This window comes from Streptomyces barringtoniae, from assembly GCF_020819595.1.
GTDB classification, from domain to species: domain Bacteria; phylum Actinomycetota; class Actinomycetes; order Streptomycetales; family Streptomycetaceae; genus Streptomyces; species Streptomyces barringtoniae.
On sequence record NZ_JAJHNP010000039.1, the window covers coordinates 17,525 to 30,654 of the forward strand.

The window sequence follows — 13,130 nt, forward strand, 5'->3', positions numbered from 1 at the left end:
GTCAGGAAAGGCCGAGCTCGTCGTCGAGCAGGTCGAAGATCTCGTCCGCGGTGGCGGAGTCGATGTCGCCGCTTCGGGTGCCGTCGGTTGCACTGTGCGTGTCGTTCCACTTGGACAGGAGCTCTCGCAGGCGGGCGTCGATGCCGGGTCGTTCGACGTCGTCGGGGCCGACCGCGGAGAGGATCGCCTCGAGCCTGTCGAGTTCGGCGTGCACGCCGTGGGCGGCCGGGGCGGCGCCGTCGCCCAGCTCTGCGCTGAGGTGACCGGCGAGCGCCGTGGGGGTCGGATAGTCGAAGATCAGCGTGACGGGCAGGCGGATGCCGGCGGCGGCGCCGAGCCGGTTGCGCAGGTCGACGGCGGTGAGCGAGTCGAAGCCCAGGTCGAGGAAGCCGCGGCCGGGGTCGACCGCGTCCGGCCCGGCGTGGCCGAGCACGGCGGCGACCTGGGTGCGTACCACGTCGAGCAGCAGGCGTTCGCGTTCGGCGCCCGTCAGTCCGGCCAGGCGCTGCTCCAGGGAGGCCGCCGTGGGTGCGCCGACCGTGCCCGGGCCGGCGGCGGCGCGCGCCGCCGGGGTGCGGACGAGTCCGCGCAGCAGCGGGGACAGGGTACCGGCGGCGGCCTGGGCGCGCAGTCCGGCGGCGTCGGTGCGCATCGGCACGAGCACCGGGTCCGGGAGCGTGCCGGCCGCGTCGAACAGGGCGAGGCCCTCGGCCACGGCCAGTGGCGCGACGCCGGCGCGAGCCATCCTGGTCAGGTCGGCCTCCGTCAGGGCGCCCGCCATGCCGTCGTCGGTGGCCCACACGCCCCAGGCGAGCGAGGTGGCCGGCAGGCCCTGGGCCGCGCGGTGCTGGGCGAGCGCGTCGAGGAAGGTGTTCGCCGCCGCGTAGTTGCCCTGCCCGGCGGCGCCGAACAGGCCGGCGACGGAGGAGAAGAGGACGAACGCGGTCAGGTCCAGGTCGCGGGTGAGTTCGTGCAGGTTCCATGCCGCGTCGGTCTTGGGACGCAGTACCCGGTCGATGCGGTCCTCGGTGAGGGAGTCGAGGACCCCGTCGTCGAGGACACCGGCGGTGTGGACCACCGCGGTCAGCGGGTGTTCGCCCGGTATCGCCGCGAGCAGCCCGGCCAGCGCCTCCCGGTCCGCGGCGTCGCACGCGGCCCAGGTGACGCGGGCGCCCGACGCCGCCAGTTCGGAGGTGAGTTCCGCGGCGCCTTCGGTGGCCTCGCCGCGACGGCTGGCCAGCAGCAGGTGTCGTACGCCGCGTTCGGTCACCAGGTGGCGGGCGACCAGCCGGCCGAGGGTGCCGGCCCCGGTGATGAGGACGGTGCCGGACGGGTCGAGTTCGGCGGCGGTGGTCTCCGCGGTCGCCGCGGCGCGGGCCAAGCGGCAGGCGTGTGCGGTGCCGGAGCGCAGGGCGAGTTGGGGTTCGCCCGAGGCCAGGGCGGCGGCCAGCACCCGGCGCGAGGCGTCGGTGCCGTCGGTGTCGAGCAGTGTGAACCGGCCGGGGTTCTCCGACTGCGCGGCGCGGACCAGACCCCACACCGGTGCGTGGACGAGGTCGGTCACGTCCTCCGTGGGCCGGGTTCCGGTCGCACCGGTGGTGACGAACACCAGGTGTGCCCGGCCGAGGCGGGCGTCGGCCAGCCAGGTCTGCACCGTCCGCAGGACCTCACGGGTGGCGGCCCTGGCGGCCTCGGCGGTGCCGCTGGTCTCGCCCCCGCTCTCGTTCCCGGTCTCCTTCCCGGCGGGCAGCGGGACGAGCACCACGTCGGGTACGTCGTCGGCGGCGGCGAGCGCGGGCAGATCGGGGTGGTGGACGAGTCGTTCGCCGCAGAGGGTGTCCGCGTCCTCGGGGCGGCCCAGCACGACCCAGCGTTCGCCGGCCGGAATGCCCTCGGCGGGCACCGGTACCGGGGTCCACTCGACCCGGAACAGCGAGTCGTGGCCGGCGCTGCGGGACGCGGCGAGCTGCCCGGCGTTCACGGGTCGCAGGATCAGCTCGTCGACGGAGGCGACCGGGAGTCCGGTCGCGTCGGCGACCTGCAGCGCGACACCGCCGGAGGCGCCCGGGGCGAGGCGCACCCGCAGCGAGTCGGCGCCGGCGGCGTGCAGCCGGACACCGGTCCAGGCGAACGGCAGGCGGGGGCCGCCCGCGGTGCCGTCCTGCTCCGGGAGGAGTCCGCCCAGCCCGATGCCGTGCAGGGCGGAGTCGAGCAGTGCCGGGTGCAGCCCGAAGGCGGTCGCGTCGGTCCCGGGGCCGTCGGGCAGCCCGATCTCGGCGAACAGGTCGTCGCCGCGCCGCCATACGGATCGCAGGCCCTGGAAGACGGGGCCGTACCCGAGTCCGGACGCGGCGGCGGCCTCGTACAGGCCGTCGGTGCGGACCTCCACGGCGCCCTCGGGCGGCCACACGGCCAGGTCGAACGGTTCCGGCGCGGGCGCGGTGGCCAGCAGGCCGGCCGCGTGCCGCAGCCACGGCTGTGCGTCGGCCGCGTCCTCGGGGCGGGAGTGCACGGCGAGGGTGCGCCGGCCCGAGTCGTCCGCCGGTCCGACGGTCAGACGCAGGTGGAGTCCGCCGTGGTCGGGCAGGACCAGGGGTGTTTCGAGGGTGAGTTCCTCGACGGTGTCGCAGCCGCTCTGTGCGGCGGCGCGCAGCGCGAGTTCGACGAAGGCGGTGCCGGGCAGCAGCACGGCGTCCATGACGGTGTGGTCGGCGAGCCACTGCTGGGTCTGCAGGGACAGTCTGCCGGTGAGGACGAGGCCGCCGGACTCGGGCAGTTCGACCGTCGCGCCCAGCAGGGGGTGGTCCGCCGCGTCGAGGCCGGCTGCCATCACGTCCTCGGCGGAGAAACCGACGTCGAGCCAGTAGCGCTGCCGCTGGAAGGGGTAGGTCGGCAGCTCGACGCCGCGCGCGCCGGTGGCCGCGAAGAACGCCGTCCAGTCCACCGCAGTGCCGCGCACGTGCAGCCCGGCGAGCGCCGTCGCCACCGACTCGGCTTCCGCCCGGCCGCCGCGCAGCAGGGGCAGGAACGCGCCGTCGGTGACGCTCTCCTGTGCCAGCGCGGAGAGCACCGCGTCGGGTCCGAGCTCCACGTAGGTGGTGACGCCCTGCTCCTTGAGCGCGCGTACGCCGTCGGCGAAGCGGACGGTGTCACGCACGTGCCGCACCCAGAAGTCGGGCAGCGTCACGTCCGTCTCGGTCAGGGGGGCACCGGTGAGGCAGGAGACGACCGGGATGCGCGGCGCGTGGCAGGTGAGGCCCTCGGCGACCTTCCTGAAGTCGGCCAGCATGCCGTCCATGTGCGGGGAGTGGAAGGCGTGGCTGACGGTCAGCCGGCGCGTCTTGCGTCCCCGCACCGCGAAGGCGGCCGCGATGTCCAGTACGGCGTCCTCGTCGCCGGAGACCACCACGGACTGCGGTCCGTTGACCGCCGCGACGGCGACACCGTCGGGAAGGGTGATCTCCTCCTGCGCGGCCTGGATCGCCACCATCGCGCCGCGCTCCGGAAGGTCCCGCATCAGCCGGCCGCGGGCGGCCACCAGGGTGCAGGCGTCCGCGAGCGACAGCACGCCGGCACAGTGCGCGGCGGCCAGTTCGCCGACGGAATGACCGCACAGGACGTCGGGGCGTACACCCCATGCCTCGACCAGCCGGAACAGCGCGACCTCGAGGGCGAACAGGGCGGGCTGGGTGTAGTCGGTACGGTCCAGCAGCTCGCCGTCGGACGCGAAGAGCACGTCCTTGAGCGGTTCGTCCAGATGGCGGTCGAACTCGGCGCAGACCGCGTCCAGGGCCTGCGCGAACTCCGGGTACGCGGCGTACAGTTCGCGGCCCATGCCGGGACGCTGGCTGCCCTGGCCGGTGAAGAGGAAGGCGGTCGTGCCGTCCGTGGCCGTGCCGCGCAGCGCCGTACCCTGCGCCTCGCCGCGCGCCAGCGCCTCCAGGCCGCGCAGCGCCTGGTCGCGGTCGGCGGCGAGCAGGGCCGCCCGGTCGTCGAGGGCGGCACGGGTCGTGGCCAGGGAGAAGCCGAGGTCGGTGAGGCTGCCGTCGGGGTGGGCGAGCAGGTGGGAGCGCAGCCGGTGCGCTTGGGCCTGCAGGGCGTCCGTGCCCCGTGCGGACAGCAGCAGCGGGACGACCGGCAACCCGGTGTCCGGCGCGGTGCCCGTCGGCTCCGTGGTGGCGGGAGCCTGCTCGAGGATGACGTGGGCGTTGGTGCCGCTGATCCCGAAGGACGACACGCCCGCCCGGCGCGGTCCGGACCCGGCCGGCCAGGCGCGGCCCTCGGTGAGCAGTTCCACCGAGCCCGCCGCCCAGTCGACGTGCGGGGTCGGCTCGTCCACGTTCAGGGTCGGCGGCAGCATGCCGTGCCGCATCGCCAGCACCATCTTGATGATGCCCGCGACGCCTGCGGCGGCCTGGGTGTGGCCGATGTTCGACTTGATCGACCCCAGCCACAGCGGGCGGTCCGCGGGCCGTCCCTGGCCGTAGGTCGCGATGACCGCCTGCGCCTCGATCGGGTCGCCGAGCGTCGTTCCGGTGCCGTGTGCCTCGACCACGTCGACCTGCGAGGAGGAGACGCGCGCGTTGGCGAGGGCCTGGCGGATGACCCGCTGCTGCGAGGGGCCGTTGGGGGCGGTCAGGCCGTTGCTCGCACCGTCCTGGTTGACGGCGCTGCCGGCGACGAGCGCCAGCACCCGGTGGCCGTTGCGGCGGGCGTCGGAGAGCCGCTCCAGGAGCAGCATGCCGGCGCCCTCGCCCCAGCCCGTGCCGTCGGCGGCGGCAGCGAAGGACTTGCAGCGGCCGTCGGCGGCGAGCCCCCGCTGCCGGCTGAACTCGATGAACGTGCCCGGTGTGAACATCACGGTGACACCGCCGGCCAGGGCCAGCGAGCACTCGCCGTTGCGCAGCGCCTGCGCGGCCAGGTGCAGGGCCACCAGGGACGAGGAACAGGCCGTGTCGACGGTGACCGCCGGCCCTTCCAGGCCGAAGGTGTAGGCCACGCGGCCCGACACCACGCTGCTGGAGCTGCCGGTGCCCAGATAGCCCTCCACCTCGTCGGGGACGGCGTGCAGCCGGGCTCCGTAATCGTGGTACATCACGCCGGCGAACACCCCGGTCCTGCTGCCGCGCAGGGACAGCGGATCGATCCCGGCCCGCTCGAAGGCCTCCCAGGAGGTCTCCAGCAGCAGCCGCTGCTGCGGGTCCATGGCGAGGGCCTCGCGCGGGTTGATCCCGAAGAACGCCGGGTCGAACTCCGCGGCGTCGTGGAGGAACCCGCCTTCCCGGGCGTACGAGGTGCCCTGGTGGTCCGGGTCCGGATGGTAGAGGCCGTCGAGGTCCCAGCCGCGGTCGCCGGGGAACGCCGAGACGCCGTCCGCGCCCGCGGCGAGCAGCCCCCACAGGTCCTCGGGGGTGCGCACACCGCCCGGATAGCGGCAGCTCATCGCAACGATGGCGACGGGCTCGTCGTGTCCCGCCGCGGCAACGGGCGCGGGGACGACGGCGGAGCTCGCGGTACCGGTCAGCTCGGAGCGCAGATGGCGGGCGAGCACGGTCGGATCGGGGTAGTCGAAGATCAGCGTGGCGGGCAGGCGCAGCCCGGTCGCCGCGTTCAGCCGGTTGCGCAGCTCGACCGCGGTGAGCGAGTCGAAGCCGAGCTCCTTGAAGGCCCGGCCCGCCTCGACGGCCTCCGGGCCCGCGTGGCCGAGTACGGCGGCCACCTGGGCGCGGACCAGGGCGAGCAGCGTCCGGTCCTGCTCTTCGGCGGGGCGCCCGGAAAGCCGCTCGGCCAGGGCCTCTTCGGCACCGGCGGCGGCCGCCTCGGCCGCCCGGCGCACGGGGGTGCGGACCAGGCCGCGCAGCAGCGGCGCCAGGCTGCCGGTGGCCGCCTGGGCGCGCAGGGCGGCCGGGTCCACCCGCATCGGGACCAGGGCCGGCTCGCCGAGCGTCCGGGCGGTGTCGAACAGCGCCAGTCCGTCCTCGACGGTCAGCGGCGGCAGGCCCGCGCGCCGCATCCGGGCGACGTCGCTCTCGTCCAGGCCGCCGGCCATGCCGTCCGCGACCGCCCACAGGCCCCAGGCCAGCGAGGTGGCGGGCAGTCCCTGGTCCGCGCGGTGCCGGGCGAGCGCGTCGAGGAAGGCGTTGGCCGCCGCGTAGTTGCCCTGACCCGGGCCGCCGAAGACGCCGGAGGACGACGAGAACAGGACGAAGGCGGACAGGTCGAGGTCGCGGGTCAACTCGTGCAGATGCAGCGCCGCATACGCCTTCGGACGCAGCACCTCCTCCAACCGCTGCCCGGTCAGGGACCCGATGACGCCGTCGTCGAGCACACCGGCGGCGTGCACGACGGCGGTCAGCGGATGCTCGGCGGGCACGGCGGCGAGCACCGCCTCAAGTGCCTCGCGGTCCGCGACGTCGCAGGCGGCCCAGGTGACCTGCGCACCGAGCGCGCCGAGTTCTGCGGTGAGCTCCGCCGCCCCCTCGGCCGCGTCGCCGCGCCGGCCGACCAGCAGCAGCCTCCGTACGCTCGCCTCGGCCACCAGGTGACGGGCGATCAGCCGTCCCAGGGCTCCGGTGGCGCCGGTGATCAGCACGGTGCCCGCGGGGTCGTACGGCCGCGTCTGCGGCTCGGCCCCGACGGCGGCCCGGGCCAGCCGCAGCGCCCGTACGGTGCCCCGGCGGACCGCCAGTTGCGGCTCGCCGCACTCCAGCGCCGCCGGCAGGATCTGCCACGAGCCGTCGGCGTCGTCCGTGTCGAGCAGGACGAACCGGTCCGGGTTCTCGGTCTGCGCGGAGCGGATCAGACCCCACAGCGCCGCGTGCGCCGGGTCGTCCACCGTCTCGCCGGGCTCGGCGGCCACCGTCCCACGCGTGACGAAGACGAGCCGGGACGCGGCGAACCGCTCGTCCGCGAGCCACGCCTGGGCGGCGTCGAGAGCCGCGACCGCGGCCCGGCGCACCCCGTCCTCGGTCGGGTCGCCGATCGGCGAGCAGGGCAGCAGGACCACGTCGGGGACCTGGGCGCCGGCGTCCACGGCGGCCGTCAGCGCGGCCAGGTCCGGGTACGCGTCGGCGCGGAGTCCGCCCGGCACTCGTCCGGCCGCCTCGCCGTCCGTGCCGAGCACCGCCCACCGTCCGGCGGTGTCGCCCGCGGTCGTCGGCGCGGCGGGCAGCGGGGTCCACTCGTGCCGGAACAGCGCCTCGTGGTAGGTGCCGCGGGCCTGGCGGAGCGCATCGTCCGAGACCGGACGGAGCCCGAGTGCCTCGACGGCGGCGACGGGCGCGCCGGTCACGTCGGCGATCTCCAGCCGGACCGCCTCGGCGCCCGCCGCGACGAGCCGGACGCGCACCGCGGCGGCGCCACCGGCGTGCAGCGACACTCCCGTCCATGCGAACGGCAGCCTGCCCCGTCCGTCGGAGGCGCCCAGTCCGTCGAGTCCGATGGCGTGCAGGGCGGAGTCGAGCAGCGCGGGGTGCAGGCCGAACCGGCCCGCCTCCGCCTCGGCGTCGCCCGCCAGACTCACCTCGGCGAAGAGCTCGCCGTCCCGCCGCCAGACCCTGCGCAGCCCCTGGAAGACGGGCCCGTAGGCGAAGCCGATGGCGCCGAGCTGCTCGTAACGGCCCTCGACGTCCACCTCGGTGGCACCGGCGGGCGGCCAGTCAGCCAGGTCGAAGGAGGCCGCCGGCCGGCCGCCCGAGGCCAGCACACCGCCGGCGTGCCGGGTCCACGGCTCCTCGGCGGGCGCGTCCTCGGTCCGTGAGTGCAGGGTGAGCGGCCGGCGCCCCGCGCTGTCGGCCGCACCGACCACCAGCCGCAGCTGAAGCCCGCCGTGTTCCGGCAGGAGCAGCGGCGCCTCCAGCGTCAGCTCCTCCAGGTAGTCACAGCCGGCCTGGTCGCCCGCGTGCAGCGCCAGCTCCAGGAAGGCGGTGCCGGGCAGCAGGACCGAACCGGCGACCGCGTGGTCGGCGAGCCACGGGTGGCTGTGCAGCGACAGCCGCCCGGTGAGCAGCAGCCCGTCCGAGTCGGGCAGCTCCGCGCAGGCACCCAGCAGGGGGTGTCCCGTCTCCTCCAGTCCGATGGCGGCGACGTCACCCGCCAGGTAGACGGGCAACTGGGGCCAGTAGCGCCGGTGCTGGAAGGCGTAGGTGGGCAGGTCGACGCGTCGGGCACCGGTGCCGGCGTAATACGCCTGCCAGTCCACCGCGATGCCCCGGGTGTGGGCGTGCGCGAGGGCCGTGGTCAGGGCCTCCGGCTCCGGACGGCCCGCGCGGAGCACCGGAACGAACGCATGGTCCTCGCCGGTGACGCAGTCCTGGCCCATCGCCGAGAGCACACCGTCCGGGCCCAGCTCGATGAACGTGCTGACGTTCTGGGCCTCCAGCGTGCGGATGCCGTCGTGGAAACGGACCGCCTCACGGACGTGACGGACCCAGAAGCCGGGGCTGGTGAGCTCGTCCGCGGTTGCGAGGGTACCGGTGAGGTTCGAGACGACCGGGATACGCGGAGCCTCGTAGGTCAGGCCCTCGGCAACCTCGCGGAACGCCTCCAGCATGCCGTCCATGAGCGGCGAGTGGAACGCGTGACTGACCGTCAGACGCTTGATCTTCCGACCCTGCTCCTCGAAGGAAGCGGCAATGCCCAGCACGACGTCCTCGTCACCGGCCACGACCACAGAGGCCGGGCCGTTGACCGCGGCGATGCTCACGGCGTCGGTCAGGTACGGGGTGACCTCGTCCTCGGTCGCCTGCACCGCCACCATCGCACCACCGGACGGCAGCTCCTGCATCAAACGGCCACGCGCAGCCACCAGCGTGCACGCGTCCTCCAGCGACAGCACACCCGCACAATGCGCCGCCGCGATCTCACCGATCGAATGACCGGAGACGAAGTCCGGCCTGACGCCCCACGATTCGAGAAGCCGGAACAGCGCCACCTCCACCGCGAACAACGCGGGCTGCGTGTACGCCGTCCGGTCGAGCAGCTCGGTGCCGTCGCCGAACACGACGTCCAGGAGCGGGCGTTGCAGGTCCCGGTCGAGGTAGGCGCAGGCGCCGTCCAATGCCTCCGCGAAGACGGGGTACGCCTCGTACAGCTCCCGGCCCATGCCCGGCCGCTGGCTGCCCTGCCCGGTGAACAGGAACGCCGCCTTCCCGGCGACGGGGGTGCCCTCGACCAGTGCGGCGGTGGCCTGTCCCTGGGCCAGGGTCTCCAGCTCCGCCAGGAGCCTGTCGCGGTCAGCGGTGATCAGTGCGGCGCGGCGCTCGAAGTGGGAGCGGCCGGTGGCGAGCGAGAACGCCACGTCCGTGAGGTCGAGCGAGGGGTGGCGGGACAGGTGGGAGCGCAGGCGTCCGGCCTGGTCGCGCAGGCCGTCCGCGGTCTTCGCGGAGAGCAGCAGCGGGGCCGCCGCGGCCGGTCGTACCGCGCTCTCGTCCGCGGCGGCCTCGGGGGCCTGCTCGAGGATGGTGTGCGCGTTGGTGCCGCTGATGCCGAACGAGGAGATACCGGCCCGCCGGGGACGGCCCTCGACCGGCGTCCACTCCTGGGAGTCCGTGAGGAGGGCGACCGCGCCGCTCGCCCAGTCGACGTGCGGGGTCGGCTCGTCCACGTGCAGGGTCGGCGGCAGGACGCCGTGCCGCATCGCCATGACCATCTTGATGATCCCGGCGACGCCGGCCGCGGCCTGGGTGTGGCCCAGGTTGGACTTGACGGAGCCCAGCCACAACGGCCGTCCGTCCGGGCGCTCCTGCCCGTAGGTGGCGAGCAGCGCCTGGGCCTCGATCGGGTCGCCGAGCGTCGTACCGGTGCCGTGCGCCTCGACCGCGTCGACGTCGGCGGCCGACAGCCCGGCACTCGCCAGGGCCTGCCGGATGACGCGCTGCTGGGACGGGCCGTTGGGCGCGGTCAGGCCGTTGCTGGCGCCGTCCTGGTTGATGGCGCTGCCGCGGACCAGGGCGAGGACGGGGTGGCCGTTGCGGCGGGCGTCGGACAGCCGCTCGACGAGCAGCACGCCCACGCCCTCGCCCCAGCCGGTGCCGTCCGCGGCGGCGGCGAACGCCTTGATACGGCCGTCGGCGGCCAGGCCGCGCTGCCGGCTGAAGTCGACGAACGACGCGGGGGTGGACATCACCGTGACACCGCCGGCCAGCGCCATGGTGCACTCCCCGGCGCGCAGCGCCTGGATCGCCCAGTGCAGCGCGACGAGCGAGGAGGAGCAGGCCGTGTCGACGGTGACCGCGGGGCCTTCGAGGCCGAGGACGTAGGAGACGCGGCCGGACAGGACACTGGCGGCGTTGCCGGTGCCGAGGAAGCCCTCGACGCCCTCCGGGGCGGCCAGCATCAGGGAAAGGTAGTCCTGCCCGTTGGTGCCGGCGAAGACGCCGACCCGCTCACGGCGCAGTGTCGTCGGGTCGATCCCGGCCCGCTCGAACGCCTCCCAGGAGGTCTCCAGCAGCAGCCGCTGCTGCGGGTCCATCGCCAGCGCCTCGCGCGGCGAGATGCCGAAGAACGCCGGGTCGAACTCGGCCGCGCCGGCGAGAAATCCTCCGTCGCGTACGTAGGTGGTGTTCTCGCCCCGGCCCTCCGGGTCGTGGAGGGCGTCGACGTCCCAGCCGCGGTCGGCCGGGAAGCCGGTGATCGCGTCCTGTCCGGCCGCCAGCAGTTCCCACAGGTCTTCGGGGGCGCGTACTCCGCCGGGGAAGCGGCAGCTCATCGCCACGATGGCGATGGGGTCGTCGGCGTCGTCGGCGGAGGTGCGGCGGGCCGGTGCCGTGGTGTCGGGGGCCGGCGCGCCGAGCAGAGCGCCGCGCAGGAAGTCGGCCAGGGCGAGCGCGTTGGGGTGGTCGAACACGAGGGTCGCGGGCAGCCGCAGTCCGGTGAGCGACCCCAGCAGGTTGCGGATCTCCACGGCGGTCAGCGAGTCGAAGCCGAGGTCGCGGAAGGCGCGTCCGGGCTCGACGGCTTCCGGCCCGGGGTGGTTGAGGACGGCCGCGACCTGGGTGCGGACGAAGTCCAGGACGAGCCGCTCCCGTTCGCCTTCCGGTGCGTCCGTGAGACGGCGCCGGAAGGACGACGGGTCGCCCGAGGCGCCGTCGGTACCGGCGACACCTTCCAGGGCGCGCCGTGCCTCGGGCAGGCCGGTGATGAACGGGTTGGGGCGCACGGCGGTGAGTCCGGGTGCGAGCCGCGCCCAGTCGATGTCGGCGACGAGCGAGAACGTCTCGTCGAGCGCGAGCGCCTTGTCCAGTGCGGTGAGTGCCAGCTCGGGGTCCATCGGTGCCAGCCCGGCCTGGCGGAGCCGCTGGGACACCACCTGGTCGGTGGCCATGCCGGCCTCGGCCCAGGCGCCCCAGGCGAGCACGGTGGCGGGCAGGCCCTGGGCCCTGCGGTGTTCCGCCAGCGCGTCGAGGCAGGCGTTGGCCGCGGCGTAGTTGCCCTGGCCGGCACCGCCGAAGGTGCCCGCGAACGAGGAGAAGAGCACGAACGCGGACAGGTCGAGGTCGCGGGTCAGCTCGTGCAGCACCGTCGCGGCGGCCGACTTGGGCCGCAGCACGGTGGCGAGCCGCTGCGGGCTCTGGGCGTCCAGCACTCCGTCGTCGAGCACACCTGCGGCGTGTACGACGGCGGTCAGCGGGTGCCGCTCGGGAACCGTGGTCAGCAGCCGTGCCAGGGCGGCGCGGTCGGCGACGTCGCAGGCCGCGACGGTCACCTCGGCACCCAGTGCGGTGAGTTCGGCACGCAGTTCGGCGGCACCGGGAGCGTCCGCGCCGCGGCGGCCGACCAGCAACAGGTGTGCGGCGCCGTTGCGGGCCAGCCGTCGGGCGACCCGGGCGCCGAGCGCGCCGGTTCCGCCGGTGATCAGGGTGGTTCCGGTGCGGGGCCAGGGGTGCGCCGTCGTGTCGGTCGGGTCCGTCTGCCCGGCGCGGGCGAGGCGGCGTACGAAGATGCCCTGGGAGCGTACGGCGAGCTGGTCCTCGTCGCCGAAGCCGCCCGGGTTCGCCGGGGTGCCCATGCCACCGAGGATGTCGGCGAGCCGGGCGAGCGCGCGCTCGTCGGGCGTCTCCGGCAGGTCGATCAGTCCGCCCCACCGCTCCGGGTACTCCTGGGCGGCCGACCGGCCCAGCCCCCACACGTGTGCCTGGCCCGGGCTGCGCAGCGGGTCGGAGCGGCCCACGCTGACCGCTGTCCGGGTGACGCACCACAGCGGCCCCTCGACGCCCGCGTCGCCGAGGGCCTGCACGAGCGCGGTGGTCGCCGCCAGGCCCGCCGGCACCGCCTCGTGGACGGCGTGCGGCCGCTCGTCGAGAGCGAGCAGGGACAGCACGCCGCTGACGTCCGCGGTGCCGCCGTCCACTGCGGCGCGGATCCGCTCGGCGACCGCCGAACGGTCGTCGGCCGCGGTGTCGAGCGCACAGTGCCGTACGGTCACACCGCTGTCGGCGAGCATGCGTCCGGCCGCGCTCACCCAGGCCTCGTCGGCGAGTCCGGCGGGCGTGACCAGCAGCCAGGTGCCGGTCAGCGGCCGGTGCACGGTCTGTGTCAGGGGCTGCCAGGTCACGCGGTAGCGCCAGCTGTCGACCGTGTTGCGGTCGCGGTTGCGCCGGTGCCAGGCGGACAGCACGGGCAGGACGTCGCTGAGCGGCTGGCCGGCGTCGACCCCGAGGGTTTGCGTGAGCGCCGCGAGGTCCTCGCTGTCCACGACCTCCCAGAACCGCGCGCTCACCGCGTCGAGGGCCTCGGCGGAGAGGGCCTCCGGCTGGGAGAACGGGTCACGTGGCCAGTACACCTGACGCCGGAAGGCATACGTGGGCAGGTCGACGCGCCGGGCACCGGTGCCGGAGAAGAAGGCCTCCCAGTCGACCGCGACACCGCGGGCGTGCAGCCGTGCGGCGGCGGTCGCCAGCGCCTGCGGCTCGGGGCGGTCCTTGCGCAGGGTGGGGGTGAAGGCGGCACCCTCGCGCGTCACGCAGTCCTGTGCCATGGCCGTCAGCACACCGCCCGGCCCGAGCTCCAGGTAGACGGTGACGTCCTGCCCTTCCAGGTACCGCACGCCGTCGAGGAAGCGGACCGCCTCGCGCACGTGCCGCACCCAGAACTCCGGCGAGCACACCTCGTCGCGGGTCACGATCGTGCCC

At 75.0% G+C, this 13,130-nt stretch carries 1 protein-coding gene; it reads right to left on the minus strand.

All coding sequences use genetic code 11. The features are described from left to right. Nucleotide 1: 1 nt before the first annotated feature. A partial coding sequence (locus tag LMU33_RS39765) for a type I polyketide synthase (protein WP_228626831.1) occupies nt 2–13,130 on the minus strand: 13,129 nt, incomplete at its 5' end.